Genomic DNA, 18901 nt, shown 5'->3' on the forward strand with positions numbered 1-18901 from the left:
TGTCTTCTGTGTCTTCGTCTGTCTTCGTCGATGCGGGCCGATCGTAGGGTCGTGGACATGACGGACGGGAGACTCGGGACCCAACACGCGGGTGATGTCAGATGTCGCGCGCGAAGCACGGGGTGACGGCGCGTCCGGGGCGGCGCGCGCGGGACCGGCGGGCGTCCGGCGGATGTCCGGGCGATGTCCGTCACACCGTCGCGCCCGTGTCACACGGCGGCCCGGCACGCCGTCGCAGGTAAACCCGCGTCAATAGTGAGTAAGACATCGGTGAACCGGACGCACCCGGTGTGCGCATACCCGCTGGCCGCGAGTATCGTCCTCACCTGCACAGACTCATATCGACCCTCGGCATCGGAGGACCCGTTGTCCCGCTTCGCGCTCATCAAGGCAGTGCTCGGACCGATCATGCGCCTGATGTTCCGCCCACGGGTGGAGGGCGCGGAGCACATCCCGGGGGACGGTCCGGTCATCATGGCGGGCAACCACCTCACGTTCATCGACTCGATCGTGCTGCCGCTGGTGTGCAAGCGGCAGGTGTTCTTCATCGGCAAGGACGAGTACGTCACCGGCAAGGGCTTCAAGGGCCGCCTGATGGCCTGGTTCTTCACCGGCGTCGGCATGATCCCGGTGGACCGGGACGGGGCGAGCGGGGGCGTGGCCGCGCTGATGACCGGGCGGCGGATCCTGGAGGAAGGGAAGGTCTTCGGCATCTACCCCGAGGGCACGCGGTCGCCCGACGGGCGGCTCTACCGCGGCCGCACCGGCATCGCCCGCCTCACGCTGATGACGGGCGCGCCGGTGGTGCCGTTCGCCATGATCGGCACGGACAAGTTGCAGCCGGGTGGGCGGGGCATTCCGCGTCCTGGGCGGGTGACCGTGCGCTTCGGTGAGGCGATGGAGTTCTCCCGGTACGAGGGGATGGACCGGGACCGCTATGTGCTGCGGGCCGTGACGGATTCCGTGATGGCCGAGGTGATGCGGTTGTCGGGGCAGGAGTATGTGGACATGTACGCCACCAAGGCGAAAGTCGCCTGACGGGTTGGCGGTTGTGTCGGTGGGGGTGGGCTGAACCTGGGTGCGCGGTTCCTCGCGCCCCTGGGGGGTGCCGGGTAGGCGTGCTCTCATGGGTGCGGGGACTAGCGGTCGTGAGGTGCGGGTGCGTGGGGGCTGGGCGCGCAGTTCCCCGCGCCCCTGGGGGGTGCCGGGTGGGCGTGCCTTCGCCGGTGCGGGTGGGCTGAACCTGGGTGCGCGGTTCCTCGCGCCCCTGGGGGGTGCCGGGTAGGCGTGCCTTCGCCGGTGCGGGTGGGCTGGAGCTGGGTGCACGGTTCCTCGCGCCCCTATGGCGTTGGATCTGAGGGGGTTTCCAAGGTCTGGTGTTTCAGGAGGTGCCAGGCTGTTGCTGCTGTGGTGAGGAGGACTGCCGCTCCTGCGGCGGAGGCCAGGTGGAGGCCGTGGACGAAGGAGTCGCGGGCCGCGTTCAGCAGGGCCTCCGCTGTGGGGGCCGGCAGGGTCGCCGCCGACTCCACCGCGCCGCCCAGTGACTCATGGGCCGCGGCCGGGGTGCCCGCCGGGCCGGTGAAGCCGCGGTAGGCGCCCGTCACGATCGAGCCCAGCAGGGCGATGCCCAGGGCGGCCCCCAGTTCGTACGCCGTTTCGGAGACCGCGGAGGCGGAGCCCGCCCGCTCCTTGGGCACGCTGGAGAGGATCACGTCGGCGGTCACCGTGAAGGAGAAGCCCGCTCCCACGCCGACGACCAGCAGCGCGGCACCGAGCAGCGGATACCCCGTCGTCCGGCTCAGCATCGTCAACGCGGCCAGCGCCAGCCCCACCGCGGCGAGGCCGCCGGAGACCACGGCCCGCACCGAGAACCGGCGGGCCGCGCGGCCCGCGACCAGACCGGCCGCCACCGCCCCGACCGCGGCGGGCAGTTCGGCAAGCCCCGCCTCGAAGGGCCGCATGCCCTGGACGAGTTGCAGATACTGGGAGAGGAAGAAGACCAGGCCGGACATGCCGAGCACGGTCAGCAGGTCGGCGAGGACCGCGCCACTGAACCCGCGCCGCCGAAACAGCCGCATGTCCAGCAGCGGGACCGGCAGGGTGAACTGGCGGCGTACGAAGCCGTACAGCGCCGCCGCGCCCAGCAGGCCGATGCCGAGGGCGGCCGGGGCGAAGCCGTGCGAGGCGGCCTCCTTGATCGCGTAGACGACGCCGATCATGCCGACCAGCGACAGGACCACGCTGACGAGGTCCCACGGGCCCGGGTGCGGGTTGCGGGACTCGGGCAGGGTCCGGGCGCCGACGAGCACGAGCACCGCCATCACCGGCAGGTTGATCAGGAAGACCGAACCCCACCAGAAGTGCTCCAGCAGGAAACCGCCCGCTATCGGTCCGACGGCCGTACCTGCGGAGGCCGTCGCGCCCCAGATGCCGACGGCGAGGCTGCGCTCGCGCGGGTCGTTGAAGAGGTTGCGGATCAGGGCCAGCGTGGCGGGCATCAGGGTCGCGCCGGCGACCCCGAGCAGCGCCCGCGCCAGGATCATCAGCTCGGGGGTGGTGGCGTAGGCGTTGAGCACGGAGATCGCGCCGAACGCCGTGGCGCCGACCAGCAGGATCCGCTTGCGGCCGATGCGGTCGCCGAGGCTGCCCATGGAGACGAGCAGACCGGCGATGACGAACGAGTACACGTCGCCGATCCACAGCAGCTGGTTGCCGGAGGGCCGCAGGTCCTCGCTGATGAAGGGGGTCGCGAGGCCGAGGACGGTCGCGTCCACGGCCACCAGCAGCACGGCCAGCACGAGGACGGCGAGCGCGAGCCAGCGTCCCCGGCGCTGACCCGTCTCCGTCGCCGGCGCCGACCGCAGGGTGCCGCTCATGATTCCTCTCTCCGTACGGCGCCGCCGAGCAGCAGCTCGACGATCATGTGGGTGAAGTCCTTGGGGGCGACGCGGCCCTCCGTGACCGCCCAGGCGGCGGAGGCCAGCAGGCCGTACAGCGCCTCGGTGAGCCAGGCGGGGGTCAGGTCGATACGGAACTCGCCCGCCGCCTGGCCCCTGCGGAACAGGGCGGCGATGCGCTCGTCGAGCCGGGCCCAGCCCTCGTTCTGCTCGTCGCCCTCGAACAGCTGGTTCTCGGTGTAGAGGAAGGCCAGCAGGCCGGCCGCGGGCTCGATCTCCCGCACCAGCCGCCGTACCGCCTCGCTCGCCGGGCCCTCGTCCGTACGGGCCGCGTCGAGCGCGGCCAGGCACTCCTCGATGCCGAGCGTTTCCAGCGCCCGCACGAGCGCGTCGCGCCCGGCGAAGTGGCGGTGCAGGGTGGCCCGGCTGATCCCGGCGGCCTTGGCGACCTCGTCCATGGTCGCGGTGGATTTGCGGGTCAGCAGGGCGGCTGCGCTGCGCAGCACGTGGTCACGGTCCAGGGCCATGAGACAACCATAGACCATGTGAGACATCTTCGTCTCATCGTGGGCGTGGACGTATCAGCGGGCGGTGCTCGGCGGGGTGGCTCAGTGCCAGGGGAGCCGGCCGCGCCGCTCCCAGTACGCGGCCGGTTCCTCGGCGAGCGTCGCGAGCCGGGCCAGTTGCTCCTCGTCCAGGTCGACGGCCGCGGCGTGCAGATTGGAGGCGAGCTGGCCGGTGGTCGCGGCGCCGGACAGCACGACACCCGCCCACGGGCGGCGCAGGATCATCGCGAGGGCGACCGCGTCGCAGCCCAGGGACGTCTCCTCCGCCACGGCCCGCAGCGCCTTCGGCGCCTGCGCGGCGGACAGCCGCCCATTGGCCATGCCCTCCTTCACGATCACCGTGAGCCCGGCGTCGTGCGCCTCGGCGAGCGCCGGCTCGGCCGAGGTCTCCAGGAGGTTGTACGTCGACTGCACGGTACGGAAGAGGGGTTCGCCGTCGACCGTGACGGCGAGGGCGGCGCGGACGGCGTCCGCCTGGGCCGGGCCGCTGGTGGAGAAGCCGATGGTCAGGCCCCCGGCGGCGGCCTCCGCGAGTTTCGCGTGCAGTTCCTTGTCGGCGAGGGCCGGGCTGTCCGGGGTCACCGAGTGGATCTGATAGAGGTCGAGCCGGTCGCCGAGCAGCCCGTCGGTCTCGGCACGCTGACGCTCGTACGTGCGCAGGCTGTGGTCCTTGACCTCGTGCTGCTCGGCCTCGGTGGACCAGCCGGCGGTGTAGGTGTAGCCCCACTTGCTGCCGACGACCACGTCGGCGGCGTCCGGGCGGGTGCGCAGCCAGTCGGCCAGGAACTCCTCGGAGCGGCCGTAGGAGCGGGCCACGTCGACGTAGCGCACGCCCTGGGCGTAGGCGGCGTCGAGGAGCGCGTGGGTGCGGGTGCGCAGCGTCTCGACGCTGCGGTCTTCTCCCAGGTCTTCTTCTCGGCCCAGGTTGATGTAGCCGGGGCGGCCGACGGCGGCGAGACCGAGTCCGATGTGGCAGGTCGGGGTGGTTGCGGTCGCGAGACGGGCGAAGGGCATCGCGGGCTCCGTTCGGTCGGCTGACTCCGACCCACGTTAACCTGCGGTGCGATTGACCTGCGGTGCGATTGACCTGCGGTGCGTCGGCGGGTGCGGGGCGTTCGTGGTTGCCCGCGCCGTTCCCCGCGCCCCTGACGACCGCCGTACAGCTCGGGGGCTACGGTGCGTCGGCGGGTGCCGGTCGTTCGTGGTTGCTCGCGCCGTTCCCCGCGCCCCTTTCGGGGCGCCCTCGCCTCGGCCCAAGTGCAGGCGCCGTACAGCTCGGGGCCCACGGTACGTCAGCGGGTGCGGGTTGGGCGTGGTTGCTCGCGCCGTTCCCCGCGGCCCTTGCGGGGCGTCTTCACTCCCGCTCGCTCACAGTGCGGCCATCTCTGGGCGTCGACCAGTCGTGTTGGGCTCGTACGTCTGCCTTGAGTTCTGTCAGCTGGGTGGCGACCGCGGTGGGGGCCGTGCCGCCTCGGCCGTTGCGGGACGCCAGGGCGCCGGGGACGTTGAGGACCGTGCGGACCTCGGGAGTGAGGTGGGCGGAGATCTTTGCGAACTGCTCGTCCGTCAGCTCGTCCAGTTCCTTGCCCTCGGCCTCGGCGGCCTTCACGCACTCGCCGGCCACCTCGTGCGCGACCCGGAAGGGCACACCCTGCTTCACCAGCCACTCGGCGATGTCCGTGGCGAGCGAGAAACCGGCCGGCGCCAGCTCCTCCATGCGCTCCCGGTGGACCGTGAGCGTGGCCATCATGCCGGTGAAGGCGGGCAGGAGGACTTCGAGCTGGTCGCAGGAGTCGAAGACCGGCTCCTTGTCCTCCTGGAGGTCGCGGTTGTACGCCAGCGGAAGCGCCTTGAGGGTGGCGAGAAGCCCGGTCAGATTGCCGATCAGCCGGCCGGACTTGCCCCTGGCCAGCTCGGCGATGTCCGGGTTCTTCTTCTGCGGCATGATCGACGAGCCCGTCGAGAACGCGTCGTGCAGCGTCACGAAGGAGAACTCCTTCGTGTTCCAGATGATGACCTCCTCCGCGATCCGGGAGAGGTCCACCCCGATCATCGCGGTGATGAAGGCGAACTCGGCCACGAAGTCGCGGGATGCCGTGCCGTCGATGGAGTTGCCGGCGCTGCCGTGCTCGAAGCCCAGGTCCTCCGCCACGGCCTGCGGGTCCAGACCCAGCGAGGAACCGGCCAGGGCCCCCGAGCCGTACGGCGACACGGCCGTGCGCTCGTCCCACTGGCGCAGCCGCTCGGCGTCCCGGGACAGCGCCTGGACGTGTGCGAGGACATGGTGGGCGAAGAGCACCGGCTGGGCGTGCTGGAGGTGGGTGCGGCCGGGCATCGCCACGTCCGGGTGAGCCTCGGCGAGGCCGATCAGCGCGTCCTGGAGGTCGGCGATCAGGCCGCCGATGGTCCGGGCGTGGTCGCGCAGATACATCCTGAAGAGCGTGGCCACCTGGTCGTTGCGCGAGCGGCCCGCGCGGAGCTTGCCGCCGAGGTCCGGGCCCAGCCGCTCCAGCAGGCCGCGCTCCAGGGCGGTGTGGACGTCCTCGTCGGCGACGGTGCCGACGAAGGAGCCGTCCGCCACGTCCGCCTCCAGCCGGTCGAGGCCGGCGATCATCCGGGTCAGTTCGTCGTCGGTGAGGAGCCCCGCCTTGTGCAGCACGCGCGCGTGGGCGCGCGAACCGGCGATGTCGTAGGGGGCGAGCCGCCAGTCGAAGTGGACGGACGCGGACAGCTTCGCCAGGGCCTCGGCGGGACCGTCCGCGAACCGGCCGCCCCAGAGCCGTACGTCACCGCTGTTGCTGCTCACTTGCGTTGCTCCTAGGAGAGTTACGGATGTGCCGCCGCCTCCCCGCTCGGAGGCGAGCGGGGAGGCGGTTGTCAGGCCAGTGCGGGTGCCGCCGCCCGGCGGTCAGGCCAGGTCGCGCTTGGCGGCGATCTTCGACGACAGGCTGTAGATGTCGATGAAGCCCTTGGCCGCGGCCTGGTCGAACGTGTCGCCCGTGTCGTAGGTGGCGAGGTTGAAGTCGTACAGCGACTGCTCGGAGCGCCGGCCGGTGACCACCGCGCGACCGCCGTGCAGGGTCATCCGGATGTCGCCGGAGACGCTGCGGCTGGCCTCGTCGACAAAGCCGTCCAGGGCGCGCTTGAGCGGGGAGAACCACTGGCCGTCGTAGACCAGTTCGCCCCAGCGCTGCTCGACCTGCCGCTTGTAGCGGGCCAGTTCGCGCTCGACGGTGACGTTCTCCAGCTCCTGGTGGGCGGTGATCAGGGCGATCGCGCCCGGAGCCTCGTACACCTCGCGGGACTTGATGCCCACGAGCCGGTCCTCGACCATGTCGATCCGGCCGATGCCCTGGGCTCCGGCGCGCTCGTTGAGCTGCTGGATGGCCTGGAGGACGGTGACGGGCTTGCCGTCGATGGCGACCGGGACGCCCTCCTTGAAGGTGACGATCACCTCGTCGGCCTCGCGGGGCTCGGCCGGGTTGGAGGTGTACTCGTAGATGTCCTCGATCGGGGCGTTCCAGATGTCCTCCAGGAAGCCCGTCTCGACGGCGCGTCCGAAGACGTTCTGGTCGATGGAGTACGGGGACTTCTTGGTGGTGGCGATCGGAAGCTGCTTCTGCTCGCAGAAGGCGATCGCCTTGTCCCGGGTCATCGCGTAGTCACGGACCGGGGCGATGCACTTGAGGTCGGGGGCGAGGGCGACGATGCCGGCCTCGAAGCGGACCTGGTCGTTGCCCTTGCCGGTGCAGCCGTGGGCGACGGTGGTGGCGCCGTGCTTCCTGGCGGCGGCGACCAGGTGCTTGACGATCGTCGGGCGGGAGAGGGCGGAGACCAGCGGGTAGCGGTCCATGTACAGGGCGTTGGCCTTGATCGCCGGGAGGCAGTACTCCTCGGCGAACTCGTCCTTGGCGTCCGCGACCTCGGCCTCGACGGCGCCGCACGCGAGGGCGCGCTTGCGGATGACGTCCAGGTCCTCGCCGCCCTGGCCGACGTCGACCGCAACGGCGATGACCTCGGCGCCCGTCTCCTCGGCGATCCAGCCGATGGCGACGGAGGTGTCCAGACCGCCTGAGTAGGCGAGTACGACGCGCTCGGTCACGGGTTTCTCCTCACAGTGCACTGGCTGACATGCATGAGTATGCAGCACTCTGCATGATTCGTCAATCTGCGGGGGAATCGGCGGCGCGTTGAACGCTCGAAACCGCTTTCCCGTATGTCTTGGTGACGTCGGCGCCGCGTCCGTGAACCCACCCCTGACCCAAGTGAGGCATCCCCATGTCCAGGGCACTTCCCAAGTACGACAAGCGTCGCGTGACCTTGATCGGCGGCGCCGCCGCCCTGGTGCTGTCCGGCGCGGTGATCGCCGGCTCCGCGCTCGCCGGGGAGAGCTCCGAGGCCGGCGGCACCGACGCCCGTACCCTCGCGGCACCGGGAACGATCAGCTGCCCCGACGTCGCCTCGCGGCTGCCCGCGGTCCCCGCCTCCGCACAGGCCGAGGTCGACCGCAACCTCGCCCTGCTCCAGACCCAGATCCAGGAAGCGAACAAACGCCTCACCGACACCGTCGGCCAGGGCGGACCCAACTTCGTCGACAACGCCATCCTCGGCCCCCTCAAGGACAAGCGGGTGGCGACCGTCAACCGCATCGCGACGGCGATCGGCCGTACGGCGGCGCGGCCGGCCGGGCTTGAGGCGCTCGCGCCGTGCGCGCTCGGCGCGGGCGGCGCGGACACGGGTGCCGGGGAGGCGGGTGCCGGGGAGGCGGGTGCCGGGGAGGCGGGTGCGGGCGACGCGGGTGCCGGGGCGGCGGGAGAGGCCGGTGCGGGCGGGGCCGCAGCCGGTGACACCGGCGCGGACGGCGCCGGTGTGCCGCAGCAGCCGGACGACGGCGCCGCCGCGGGCGCGATCAGCTGCCCCGACGTCGCCTCGCAGCTGCCCGCGGTCCCCGCCTCCGCACAGGCCGAGGTCGACCGCAACCTCGCCCTGCTCCAGACCCAGATCCAGGAAGCGAACAAACGCCTCACCGACACCGTCGGCCAAGGCGGACCCAACTTCGTCGACAACGCCATCCTCGGCCCCCTCAAGGACAAGCGTGCCTCGACCATCGAGCGCATCGCCATCTCCATCGGGCGCACGGCCGAGAAGCCGGCCGGCCTCGACTCCCTGGCCGCCTGCACGCTCACTCAGTGAGGTGACAGGCAGCCGTGTCCGCCCCGTGTCAGCGCCGGCCGGGGCGGCCACGGCGGAAGCCGGATCCGTCCCCACCCGGATCCGGCTTCTCCTTCGACGTGCGGCTCCCCCTGCCTTCTCCTTCGGCGGACGCGTTCTCCTTCGACGGCCATGCGGATCGCTGGGATACTCGGCGGACATGGGAAAGACGTATGAGCGCATCGACGGCAGACTCCGCACGTTCATCGAGGAACAGCCCCTCTTCTTCACCGCCACCGCTCCCCTCTCCGGCGACGGCACCGTCAACCTCTCCCCCAAGGGACTCAAGGGCTCCTTCGCGGTGCTCGACGAACACACCGTCGCCTACCTCGACTTCGCCGGCTCCAACGCCGAGACGATCGCCCATCTGCGGGAGAACGGCCGCATCACGCTGATGTGGTGCGCATTCCAGGGGCCGCCGAACATCGTGCGGGTGCACGGCCGGGGCGAGCCGGTCTTCCGCGACGACCCGCGCTTTCGCGCACTGCTCGGCCACTTCCCCGACATCGACCCGACCCCGCACGGTCTGCGCGCCATCATCGTCGTCCACGCCGAACTCGTCCGGGACACCTGCGGGTACGCGGTTCCCTTCATGGCGTACGAGACGGACCGGGATCTGCACGAGCGGCGCTTCGCGCGGGAGGACGACGCCTCGCTGAGCGACTACTTCACCAAGAAGGACCACGTGGCGACGAGCCTGGACGGCCTGCCGGGACTGCCGTTGCCGCTGCCGCCGTCTACCGTCTGAACATGCGTCCAGGTGTCGTCGTCACCCTCGTGTCCACGTCCCTCCTCCTGCTCGGTACGGCGCCCGCCGCCGCCGAGACGCCCCCGCTGCCGGCCCGGATGGCCGACACGGGTGGCGGCGGCCAGCTGATCACCGCCGAGGCGCCGCGGGCCGGCGCGACGTCGGGCACCGTGACCTGGTGGGACCGGCGGGGCGGGCGGTGGCTGCGGGCCGGTTCGGCGCCGGCCCGGTTCGGGGCGAAGGGGCTCGTCGAGGGCACCGCGCGCGAGCAGGGCACGAACACCACCCCGACCGGGCTGTACGACCTGCCGTTCGCCTTCGGCGTGCGGCCCGCGCCGCCGGGCACGACCATGCGGTACCGGCCGGTGCGCGAGAACTCCTGGTGGTGCCAGGACACCGCGTCCCGGTCCTACAACCGCTGGACCGAGCCCCGGCCGGCGGACTGCCGGGCCGCCGAGTCGGAGCACCTGATCGGGTACCGCACCCAGTACGCGCACGCGCTCGTCATCGGCTTCAACTACCACCGGCCCGTGCGGGGCCGCGGCGCCGGGATCTTCCTGCACGTCAACGGGTCCGGCGCGACGGCCGGTTGCGTGTCGGTCCCGGCCGACGCCATGCGCCGCATCCTGCGCTGGACCGACCCGAAGGCCCGACCACACATCGCCATCGGCACGACAGGCGGCCCGACCGCGATCACCCGTTACTGACCCCGACCTGCCCCGCTCGCCCCGGCCCGCTGCCCTTGGCTCCCGACCAGCCGAGCGCGGGCCGCGCACGGTCAGGCTCCCTCCGGGAAGAGCAGACTCCCATGCCGCACGGTCAGGCTCCCGCCGGGAAGGGCAGGCACCGGGGCCGCATCACCGGGCTCGTGGCGCGGGCCGGCTGATGTCGCGGGACACGGGCTCCGGTCCCGGAGAAGCGGGCTCCCTCCCGGGAGGGACAGACTCCGACCCAGCGACGAACCCCGAACACACGGGACCGGCTACAGACGCACAGCGCCGGGCTCCGGCCCCGGAGCGGCAGCCCCGGCCCCTCAGGGACCAGCTCCCTCCCCCACGGCCCCGCTGCCGCGGACTCCGAGCGCACGGGAACCAACTCCGGCCCCGGAGGGCAAGGCCCTCCCGCACCACCCCACCCTGGGGCCCTGCGGCGGGCTCGGGGCGCCCGGTGGCGGGTCAGCGGCGGGGAGTGGTGGATCTCCGTGCCTCGTGGTCGGGCTCGGGGCGTGGGCGGGTGGGGTCCGCTGCCGCTGGGCCCGGGGGCGGCTGGGGGGCGGGGGGTTGTGCGGGGAGGCGGACCGTGAAGGTCGTGGTGCCTGGGCGGCTTTCCAGGTCCACGGTTCCTCCGTGTGCCTCCGCCACCGCCGCCACGATCGAGAGTCCGAGCCCCGCCCCGCCGCCCGCGGCCTCCGTGCGGCGGCGGTGCTCGGCACGGGTGAAGCGTTCGAAGACGCCGGGCCTGACCTCCTCGGGAACCCCCGGCCCGGTGTCGTGGACGTCCAGCCGGACGGTGTCGCCGTCGGTCTCCAGGGACACCGTCACCTTCGTACCGGCGGGCGTGTGCGACCGCGCGTTGGCCAGCAGGTTGGCCAGCACCTGTTGCAGGCGGTGGGCGTCGCCGGTCACCGTCACCGGCTCCTCGGGCAGTTCCAGCGCCCACCCGTGGCCGGGCCCCGCGGCCCGTGCGTCCGTGACGGCGTCCAGCACGAGCCGGGTGAGGTCGACGGGCCGCCGCTCCAGGGGGCGTCCGGCGTCCAGCCGGGCGAGCAAAAGCATCTCGTCGACCATCTCGCCCATGCGCGCGGACTCGGCGGCGATCCGTTCCAGGGCCCGCGTCACCTCCGGGGGCACAGGACCGGGATGCAGCAGGGCGAGTTCGGCGTGGCCGCGCACCGAGGCGACCGGGGTGCGCAGCTCGTGGCTGGCGTCGGCGGCGAAGCCACGCAGCCGTTCCTCGCTCGCCTGCCGCTTGGTCAGCGCGTTCTCGACGTGCCCGAGCATCCGGTTGAACGCGGTGGCCACCTGCCCCACCTCACCGCGCGGGTCGGCCTGCGGGGCCCGCGCGGGCAGCACGACGTCCCCGCTGGCCAGCGGCAGTTCGCTGACCCGGGTGGCGGTCGCGGCGACCCGGGTCAGCGGGCGCAGCGACCAGCGCACCCACAGGGCCCCGGCGACACCGGCGATCACCAGGGCGGCGCCGAAGACGATCCCGGCGACCAGTTCGAGCCGGTGCACGGCGGCCTCCACCGGCTCCAGCGGCAGCCCGGTGATCAGCACGTCGCCGTCCTGGCCCCGGTAGGCGGCGGCCCGGTAGGAGGCGTGCAGCGAGGCCAGTTCGACGGTGCGGGCCCGGCCGTCGGCCGGCAGGGCGGCGAGCCGCGTCTGGTCCCCGGCGGGCAGGGTGACATCGCGCAGATTGGCGGCGGCGCTGCCGGACGGCACGACGGCGGCGTTGGTGACCCGGTCGTCGACCAGCCGGGCGCCGAATGTGCCGGTCACCTGGCGCCTGGTGTCGCCGTGCTCGTCGCCGTCGTGGTCGCTCGGCACCAGGACCTGGTGTTCCAGGCTGGCCGGTAGCCGACTGCCGACGTCGGCCAGTTGCTGGTCGAGGCGGCGGGTGAGGAAGCCGTTCAGCTCGACGACGGCGGCCACCCCCACGGCGGCGCAGCTGACGGCGAGCAGCACGACCAGTCCCGCGCTGAGCCGGGCCCGCAGTGTGCGCGGCCACGGCAGCCGCCGCAGGCCCCGCGCCACACCCGGCGGTACCGCCCTCATGAGAGCGCCGGCTTGAGCAGATAGCCGGCCCCGCGCACGGTGTGGATCATGGGCGCGCGGCCCGCGTCGACCTTCTTGCGCAGGTAGGAGATGTACAGCTCGACCACATGGGCCTGGCCGCCGAAGTCGTAGGACCACACGCGGTCGAGGATCTGTGCCTTGCTGAGCACCCGGCGCGGGTTGCGCATCAGGAAGCGCAGCAGCTCGAACTCGGTCGGGGACAGCTCGACCAGTTCGCCGGCCCGGGTCACCTCGCGGGCCTCCTCGTCCATGACCAGGTCGCCCACGACCAGCCGCGGCCCCTCCTCCTGCTGCCGGGCCATGCCCGCGCGGCGCAGCAGTCCGCGCAGCCGGGCGACGACCTCCTCCAGGCTGAACGGCTTGGTGACGTAGTCGTCGCCGCCCGCGGTGATCCCGGCGATGCGGTCCTCGACGGCGTCCCGCGCGGTGAGGAAGAGCACACAGACGTCGGGCTTCACCTCGTGCAGCCGACGCAGCACGGCGAAGCCGTCGGTGTCCGGCAGCAGCACGTCGAGGACGACCGCGTCGGGCAGCAGCTCGCGGGCCGCCGCGAGCGCCGCGGCGCCGTCGCCGGCCGCGCGGACCTGCCAGCCCTCGTAGCGCAGGGCGCCGGTGAGCACCTCGGCGAGGTCGGGGTCGTCGTCGACGACGAGGACGCGCAGCGGGGTCCCGTCGGGGCGGGTCAGGGCGGGGCGGCCGGAGCGGGTGGTGTTCATCTCGTCCTCCAGCATCACCCATCCCGGGCGCGGCCGGGCCGCGGGAACGCTCTGAGGTTCCTCTGAGTCCGCTCGGCGCGGCTGCCCTGAGAGCCGGTTCAGAGGTTGCGGCGGCACAGTGGCGGCTCCGGCGGCGGCGCACGGTGCGGATCCGCCGGGAGAGAGGACGTGATCATGGCCGCGGTGCATGAGCGGCGGACGGCACGCGCCGCTCCGCCCGCCTCAGGGTGGTCCCCGGCGCTCTGGCTGCCGGTGCTGCTGTGGGCGGGCGCGGCGGCCGTGCTCGCCCTGTGGTGGACGGACACGGGTACGGTCGTCGGCGCGACGGGCTGGCTGACCGGGGCCGGGCGGATCGCCGGTCTGCTGTGCGGGTACGCCTGCGCGGTGCTGGTGGGGCTGATGGCACGGGTCCCGCTGCTTGAGGTGCGGATCGGCTCGGACCGGGTGGCCCGCTGGCATGCGATGGCGGGCCGGTACACGGTCTGTCTGCTGGTCGCGCACGTCGTGCTGATCCTGGCCGGGTACGCCGCGCAGGACCACGCCTCGCTCGTCCGTGAGACGGTCACCGTGGTCCTCGACTACCCGGAGATGCTGAAGGCGACCGCGGGCGGGGCGCTGCTGTGCGCGGTGGGCGTCGCCTCCGCGCGCGCCGTGCGCCGCCGCACCAGCTACGAGTTCTGGTACTACACGCACCTGCTGACGTACGCCGCCGTCTTTCTCGCCTTCTCGCACCAGCTGGCGCTGGGCGACGACTTCGCCGGCAGGCCCGCGGCCAGCGCCGCCTGGTACGCGCTCTATCTGGGCGTGGCGGCCCTGGTGGTCTGGTACCGGATCGTGGTGCCGGCCCGGCTGAACCTGCGCCACCGGCTGCGCGTGGAGTCGGTGCACAGGGAGGCGCCGGGCGTGTACTCGGTCGTCGTGTGCGGCCGGCGGCTGGACGAGCTGGTCGTGCGGCCCGGGCAGTTCTTCCGCTGGCGGTTCCTCGGCGCGGGCCTGGGCTGGACGTCGACGCCGTACTCGCTGTCGGCGCCGCCGCGCGGGGACCGGTTGCGGATCACGGTCAAGGCGCTCGGCGGTCACAGCGCGGCCGTGGCGCTGCTGCGGCCGGGCACCCGGGTGTGGGCGGAGGGCCCGTACGGCTCCCTGACGGCGGACCGGCGCACCGCGCACAGGACGCTGCTGATCGCGGGCGGCGTCGGCATCACCCCGCTGCGGGCGCTGTTCGAGACGCTGCCCGGCGATGTGACGCTGCTCTACCGGGCGCGCACGGCACAGGACCTGGCGCTGGGCGGCGAGTTGGAGGCCATCGCACGGTGGCGTGGGGCGACGGTGCGCTACGCCCTCAACGGAGCGGACGGCGAGCGCCCGGCGCTGACCGCCGGTGCGCTGCGCGCCGCCTTCCCCGGACTCGCCGGCTACGACGTGTACCTGTGCGGTCCGCAGGGCTTCGCCGAGGACGTGTACACGCAGCTGCGGTCCGCGGGCGTGCCGGACCGCCGTATCCACCACGAGTCGTTCGAGCTGTGAGAACCCCGAGAACCCGAGAACCCCGAGAAATTCGAGCTGTGAGAACCCCGGGAAAGGTGTGAGGCCGTCGTGCACGCGTTGAGGAAGGCCCGTCCGCTGCGCCGCGTCGTACTGGCGAGTGCCGCGACCGTCTGCGGGACGGTCCTGCTGCTGGCCCTGAAGCCGCACGCGACCCCGTCGGTGGCCGCCGGTGCGCCGGCGCCCGCTTCGTCCGCGCCGGCGCCCGCTTCGTCCGCGCCGGCGCCCGCTTCGTCCGCGGGGGCGAGCGCGTCGGCCACCGCTCCGGCCGCCGACAGCAAGACCGTCACGGGTGACACGGCACAGACCCGCTGGGGCCCGGTGCAGGTGCGCGTCACGGTGCGGGGCGGCCGGCTCACCGACGTCACGGCCGTCGTCTCTCCGCAGGACAATCCGCGCGACCAGCAGCTCAGTGCCTACGCCCTGCCCCAGCTGCGCCAAGAGGCGCTGGCCGCGCAGAGCGCGCAGATAGACACCGTGTCGGGCGCCACCTACACCAGCGACGGTTACCGGCAGTCACTCCAGTCCGCACTGGACTCCGCGGGCCTGTGAACACTCGGGAGCCGTGACACGTATCTGTGGGCCAAGGGTCCCGTCCCCCCGGAGGAACCGTGACCACCACCCTCGCAGGCGGACGTGCCGCCCGCCGCCAGACGATGCGCCGCATCCGCCCGCGCCGCTCCCCGGCCGTCCCGCTGCTGCTCGCCGTCGCCGCGGGCGCGGCGGGCGTGCTGTGGCTGTGGTGGCACAACACGCCGTCCATCGCCGACGACAACAGCAGGATCCTCAACGCGGGCCGGATCACGGGTCTGCTCGCCGGCTACCTCATGGCGCTGGTCGTGCTGCAGATGGCGCGGGTCCCCGCGCTGGAGCGGCGGGTCGGTTCGGACCGGGTGGCCCGCTGGCACGCGATGAGCGGCCGCTACACGCTGTGCCTGGTCCTCGCCCATGTCTTCCTCATCATGTGGGGCTACGCGCTGCGGGCGGGCAAGTCGCTCGGCGACATCGTCCAGCAGACCGTCGACTCCATCGACCAACTGCCCGACATGGGCAAGGCGGCCATCGGCACGGGCCTGTTGGTGCTGATCGGGCTGACCTCGGTCGGCGCGGTCCGCCGCCGGCTGCCGTACGACACCTGGTACCACGTCCATCTGATGACGTACGCGGCGGTGTTCCTGACGTTCTGGCACCAGATCACCGCCGGCAACGACTTCGCCCTCGAACCCGCCGCGAAGACCTTCTGGTACGCCCTGTACGGCTCGGTGACCGCGCTGCTCCTGTGGTACCGGGTCCTCACCCCGATCCGGCTCAACCTGCGGCACCGGATGCGGGTCGAGGCGGTGATCGAGGAGGCCCCGGGCATCGTCTCGGTGCTGATCGGCGGACGCAGGCTGCACCGGATGGGCGCGGAGGCCGGGCAGTTCTTCCGCTGGCGGTTCCTGGCGCCTGGCATGCGGTTCAGCTCGCACCCGTACTCGCTGTCGGCGGCGCCCCGGCCGGACATGCTGCGGATCACGGTGAAGGCGATCGGCGACCACAGCGCCCGACTGCGCGAACTGCGGCCGGGCACCCGGGTGTGGGCCGAGGGCCCGTACGGCGCGCTCACCGCGTCCCGGCGCAGCCGCGGCAAGGTGCTGCTGGTCGCGGGCGGCGTCGGCATCACGCCGATGCGGGCGCTGTTCGAGACGCTGCCCGGCGCGGCCGGCGACCTGACCCTGCTCTACCGGGCCAACAGCACGCAGGACCTGGCGCTGTGGGACGAGCTTGCGTCGATCGCCGAGGAACGCGGCGCCCGGCTGATGTACGCGGTGAACAGCCCGGAGGGGGAACGGCCGGACATCTCCGCGGACAACCTCCGGCGGAAGATCCCGGACATCGACCGGCACGACGTCTTCATGTGCGGTCCGCCCGGGTTCGCGCAGTCGGTGTACGAGGCGCTGCGCGGCGCGGGGGTTCCCGCCCGCCGCATCCATCACGAGTCGTTCGAGATGTGAGCGACGGACTCTCAGCGGAACCCGACGGGAAATCAGGAGTGCACACAAGATGCGGAAGAGCCACCCCATACGGCGCGTCGTGCTGGCCACGGCGGCCACCGTGTCCGGTGTCGTCCTGCTGCTGACGCTGAAGCCGGCCTCGGACCCGGCCTCCGCGTCGGCGGCGGGCGCGGCGCCCCAGCAGACGGCGGCGGCGCAGGAGTCGCCGCAGGGCGGAGCGCAGGCCGCCGGATCGGGCACGGTGACCGGTGACGCGGCCCGGACCCAGTACGGGGCCGTGCAGGTACGCCTGACCGTCGCAGGCGGCAGGATCACCCGGGCGGAGGCGGTGCAGGCGCCCAAGGGCGGCACCAGCGACCAGAAGACAGCACTCGCCGTACCCAGACTGAACCAGGCCGCCGTCGCCGCACAGAGCGCCCGCATCGACACCGTCTCCGGCGCCACCTACACCAGCAACGGCTACAAGCAGTCACTCCAGTCGGCGCTGGACAAGATGAAGGCGGCGGGTTCCTCGCCCGCGTCGCCCGCCGCGCCGTCCTCCGGCGCCGCGCGGACCGGTTCCCGCACGCTCACCGGCGGGGCCGCGCAGACCCCGTACGGTCCGGTCCAGGTGCGGATCACGGTCACCGACGGGAAGATCACCGAGGCGGAGGCGGTGCAGGCGCCCAAGGGTGGCACCAGCGACCAGAAGACAGCACTCGCCGTACCCAGACTGAACCAGGCCGCCGTCGCCGCACAGAGCGCCCGCATCGACACCGTCTCCGGCGCCACCTACACCAGCAACGGCTACAAGCAGTCACTCCAGTCGGCGCTGGACCAGGCCGGTGGCTGACGTGGCGGCGGAGCCGGCGGAGACTCCCGCCGCGGTGCGGCACGCGGAGGAGGTCATGGGGACGGTCTTCTCCTTCGACGTCCGCGGCGGGCAACCGGATGCCGTGCGGGCGGCGCTGGACGAGGCGGTCGCCGGGCTGCACCGGGTCGACGAGGTGTTCAGCACGTACCGCGAGGACAGTCAGGTCTCCCGGCTGGCCCGGGGGGAGCTGACCGTGGCGGACTGCGATCTGGAGGTGGCCGAGGTGCTGGAGCTGGGAGCCGAGGCGGAGCGGCTGAGCGAGGGGTGGTTCAGCACGGTCTACCGGGGCCGGCTCGATCCGACCGGGATCGTCAAGGGCTGGGCCGCCGAGCGGGCCGCGCTGCGGATCGCCGCGGCCGGGGTGAGCGGGGTGAGCGTGAACGGCGGCGGCGACGTGCAGATGTTCGGCGTGCCCGAGCCGCACCGGCCGTGGCGGGTCGGGGTGGCGGATCCGCTGCGGCCGGGTGGTCTTGCGGCGGTGGTGTCCGCGGCCGGGGTGGACCGGCTGGCGGTGGCGACGTCCGGGACGGCGGAGCGCGGGGCGCACATCGTGGACCCGCGGACCGGGCGGACGGCGGTCACGGACCTGGTGGCGGTGACGGTGATCGCTCCCCGGCTGACGTGGGCGGACTGCTGGGCCACGGCCGCGTTCGCGATGGGCTCACGGGCCGGCCTCGACTGGCTGGAGTCCCTGCCGGACGTGGAGGCCCTACTGATCACAGCAGGCGACGAGGTCCGCTGCACAGAGGGCTTGGCCTCCCGCCTGGGCTAACGCCTCGCGGCGCCTCAGCTACAGGGGCGCGGGGAACTGCGCGACCAGCCACACACCACCCGCACCAAACCAACCACAGCACCCACCCCAAGGGGCGCGAGGAACTGCGCGACCAGCCACACACCACCCGCACCAAACCAACCACAGCACTCACCCCAAGGGGCGCGGGGAACTGCGCAACCTGCCGAATACGGCCCGCACCCGGGAGCGCGACCCCGGCCCCCACCCCCGGCCCCCGAATACCGTCAGTGACCGTTCTGGGCCAAGCGCAGCAAGTGGTCCGCCAGAGCCTGCCCCCCACTGGGCTCCCGGCTGATCAACAGCACCGTGTCGTCACCCGCGATCGTCCCGAGGATGTCGTGCAGCTCCGCCTGATCGATGGCGGACGCGAGAAACTGCGCGGCCCCCGGAGGGGTCCGCAGCACCACGAGGTTCGCCGAAGCCTCCGCGGAGATCAGCAGCTCCTGGGAGAGGCGCCGCATGCGCTCCTCCTTCGCCGACTCCCCGAGCGGGGCCCGCGGCGTACGGAATCCGCCCTCGCTCGGCACCGCGTAGATCAGGTCACCGTCGGTGTTGCGGATCTTCACCGCGTTCAGCTCGTCCAGGTCCCGGGAGAGCGTCGCCTGGGTGACGCTCAACCCGTCGTCGGACAGGAGCTTCGCCAGCTGGCTCTGCGACCGCACGGGCTGCCGGTTGAGGATGTCCACGATCCGGCGGTGGCGTGCGGTCCGGGTCTGCGGCACGGCGGGCCCGGCGGCCTGCTCGTTGTCCTGCCCGTGGTCCTGCTCCAGACTCATCGTCGTC

The 18901-nt window shown here is 72.7% G+C and carries 17 protein-coding genes; 9 read left to right on the top strand and 8 right to left on the bottom strand.

Annotated elements, in window-relative coordinates; all coding sequences use genetic code 11:
• Window positions 1-366 precede the first annotated feature (366 nt).
• Window positions 367-1038 (top strand): lysophospholipid acyltransferase family protein, encoded by a 672-nt coding sequence (locus AC27LF_RS13215; protein ID WP_404025394.1) that lies wholly within the window; start codon window positions 367-369, stop codon window positions 1036-1038.
• 302 nt (window positions 1039-1340) lie between these two features.
• On the opposite strand, the gene AC27LF_RS13220 is transcribed toward AC27LF_RS13215, so the two are convergent.
• The 5 genes from AC27LF_RS13220 to AC27LF_RS13240 form a co-directional block, all read right to left on the bottom strand.
• Window positions 1341-2876: an MFS transporter gene (locus tag AC27LF_RS13220; protein WP_479656504.1), complete on the bottom strand. Its 1536-nt coding sequence runs from the start codon at window positions 2874-2876 to the stop codon at window positions 1341-1343.
• Window positions 2873-3424 (bottom strand): TetR/AcrR family transcriptional regulator, encoded by a 552-nt coding sequence (locus AC27LF_RS13225; RefSeq protein WP_479656505.1) that lies wholly within the window; start codon window positions 3422-3424, stop codon window positions 2873-2875. The genes AC27LF_RS13220 and AC27LF_RS13225 overlap by 4 nt, the downstream gene beginning before the upstream one ends.
• A gap of 81 nt (window positions 3425-3505) precedes the next feature.
• Window positions 3506-4477 (bottom strand): aldo/keto reductase, encoded by a 972-nt coding sequence (locus tag AC27LF_RS13230; protein ID WP_479656506.1) that lies wholly within the window; start codon window positions 4475-4477, stop codon window positions 3506-3508.
• Window positions 4478-4817: 340 nt separating this feature from the next.
• A complete protein-coding gene (argH, locus tag AC27LF_RS13235) occupies window positions 4818-6269 on the bottom strand; it encodes an argininosuccinate lyase (RefSeq protein ID WP_479656507.1) in 1452 nt (483 codons plus the stop codon).
• A 102-nt stretch (window positions 6270-6371) separates the two neighbouring features.
• Window positions 6372-7565 carry an argininosuccinate synthase gene (locus AC27LF_RS13240; RefSeq protein ID WP_479656508.1) on the bottom strand — a complete coding sequence of 398 codons (1194 nt, stop codon included), beginning with the start codon at window positions 7563-7565 and terminating at the stop codon, window positions 6372-6374.
• 176 nt (window positions 7566-7741) lie between these two features.
• On the opposite strand from AC27LF_RS13240, the gene AC27LF_RS13245 reads away from it, so the two are divergent.
• From AC27LF_RS13245 to AC27LF_RS13255, 3 genes are all read left to right on the top strand, one after another.
• Window positions 7742-8656, top strand: a complete 915-nt coding sequence (locus tag AC27LF_RS13245) for a hypothetical protein (RefSeq protein WP_479656509.1) — start codon at window positions 7742-7744, stop codon at window positions 8654-8656.
• Between the two features lie 178 nt (window positions 8657-8834).
• On the top strand, window positions 8835-9422 hold the full coding sequence (locus tag AC27LF_RS13250) for a pyridoxamine 5'-phosphate oxidase family protein (protein ID WP_479656510.1): 588 nt from the start codon (window positions 8835-8837) through the stop codon (window positions 9420-9422).
• 2 nt (window positions 9423-9424) lie between these two features.
• Window positions 9425-10129: a L,D-transpeptidase family protein gene (locus AC27LF_RS13255; RefSeq protein ID WP_479656511.1), complete on the top strand. Its 705-nt coding sequence runs from the start codon at window positions 9425-9427 to the stop codon at window positions 10127-10129.
• Window positions 10130-10597: 468 nt separating this feature from the next.
• Here the strand turns inward: AC27LF_RS13255 and AC27LF_RS13260 are convergent, their stop codons facing one another.
• Together AC27LF_RS13260 and AC27LF_RS13265 are read right to left on the bottom strand one after the other, a co-directional pair.
• Entirely contained in the window at window positions 10598-12196 is a 1599-nt protein-coding gene (locus AC27LF_RS13260) for a sensor histidine kinase (protein WP_479656512.1), read from the bottom strand.
• Window positions 12193-12933: a response regulator transcription factor gene (locus AC27LF_RS13265; protein ID WP_479656596.1), complete on the bottom strand. Its 741-nt coding sequence runs from the start codon at window positions 12931-12933 to the stop codon at window positions 12193-12195. Before AC27LF_RS13265 ends, AC27LF_RS13260 begins: the two co-directional genes overlap by 4 nt.
• A 174-nt stretch (window positions 12934-13107) precedes the next feature.
• Here AC27LF_RS13265 and AC27LF_RS13270 point away from each other — a divergent pair, with 174 nt between their 5' ends.
• From AC27LF_RS13270 to AC27LF_RS13290, 5 genes are all read left to right on the top strand, one after another.
• Window positions 13108-14460, top strand: coding sequence for a ferredoxin reductase family protein (locus AC27LF_RS13270; protein WP_479656513.1), 1353 nt, complete (start codon window positions 13108-13110; stop codon window positions 14458-14460).
• Between the two features lie 69 nt (window positions 14461-14529).
• On the top strand, window positions 14530-15030 hold the full coding sequence (locus AC27LF_RS13275) for an FMN-binding protein (RefSeq protein WP_479656514.1): 501 nt from the start codon (window positions 14530-14532) through the stop codon (window positions 15028-15030).
• A 59-nt stretch (window positions 15031-15089) separates the two neighbouring features.
• Window positions 15090-16472, top strand: coding sequence for a ferredoxin reductase family protein (locus AC27LF_RS13280; RefSeq protein WP_479656515.1), 1383 nt, complete (start codon window positions 15090-15092; stop codon window positions 16470-16472).
• Between the two features lie 49 nt (window positions 16473-16521).
• Entirely contained in the window at window positions 16522-17304 is a 783-nt protein-coding gene (locus AC27LF_RS13285; RefSeq protein WP_479656516.1) for an FMN-binding protein, read from the top strand.
• 55 nt (window positions 17305-17359) lie between these two features.
• Complete coding sequence (locus tag AC27LF_RS13290; protein ID WP_479656597.1) at window positions 17360-18097, top strand: FAD:protein FMN transferase; 738 nt, start codon at window positions 17360-17362, stop codon at window positions 18095-18097.
• A gap of 245 nt (window positions 18098-18342) precedes the next feature.
• Here the strand turns inward: AC27LF_RS13290 and AC27LF_RS13295 are convergent, their stop codons facing one another.
• Window positions 18343-18894 (bottom strand): arginine repressor, encoded by a 552-nt coding sequence (locus AC27LF_RS13295; protein WP_404025362.1) that lies wholly within the window; start codon window positions 18892-18894, stop codon window positions 18343-18345.
• Window positions 18895-18901: the final 7 nt, after the last annotated feature.

The sequence above is a fragment of the Streptomyces diversicolor genome (assembly GCF_057537855.1).

Bases quoted from the DNA above. Each gene is read 5' to 3' on its own strand.
- AC27LF_RS13220 (WP_479656504.1), bottom strand. From the start codon at position 2,876: ATGAGCGGCACCCTGCGGTCGGCGCCGGCGACGGAGACGGGTCAGCGC.
- AC27LF_RS13225 (WP_479656505.1), bottom strand. From the start codon at position 3,424: ATGGCCCTGGACCGTGACCACGTGCTGCGCAGCGCAGCCGCCCTGCTG.
- AC27LF_RS13230 (WP_479656506.1), bottom strand. From the start codon at position 4,477: ATGCCCTTCGCCCGTCTCGCGACCGCAACCACCCCGACCTGCCACATC.
- AC27LF_RS13245 (WP_479656509.1), top strand. From the start codon at position 7,742: ATGTCCAGGGCACTTCCCAAGTACGACAAGCGTCGCGTGACCTTGATC.
- AC27LF_RS13250 (WP_479656510.1), top strand. From the start codon at position 8,835: ATGGGAAAGACGTATGAGCGCATCGACGGCAGACTCCGCACGTTCATC.
- AC27LF_RS13255 (WP_479656511.1), top strand. From the start codon at position 9,425: ATGCGTCCAGGTGTCGTCGTCACCCTCGTGTCCACGTCCCTCCTCCTG.
- AC27LF_RS13260 (WP_479656512.1), bottom strand. From the start codon at position 12,196: ATGAGGGCGGTACCGCCGGGTGTGGCGCGGGGCCTGCGGCGGCTGCCG.
- AC27LF_RS13265 (WP_479656596.1), bottom strand. From the start codon at position 12,933: ATGAACACCACCCGCTCCGGCCGCCCCGCCCTGACCCGCCCCGACGGG.
- AC27LF_RS13270 (WP_479656513.1), top strand. From the start codon at position 13,108: ATGGCCGCGGTGCATGAGCGGCGGACGGCACGCGCCGCTCCGCCCGCC.
- AC27LF_RS13285 (WP_479656516.1), top strand. From the start codon at position 16,522: ATGCGGAAGAGCCACCCCATACGGCGCGTCGTGCTGGCCACGGCGGCC.
- AC27LF_RS13290 (WP_479656597.1), top strand. From the start codon at position 17,360: ATGGGGACGGTCTTCTCCTTCGACGTCCGCGGCGGGCAACCGGATGCC.
- AC27LF_RS13295 (WP_404025362.1), bottom strand. From the start codon at position 18,894: ATGAGTCTGGAGCAGGACCACGGGCAGGACAACGAGCAGGCCGCCGGG.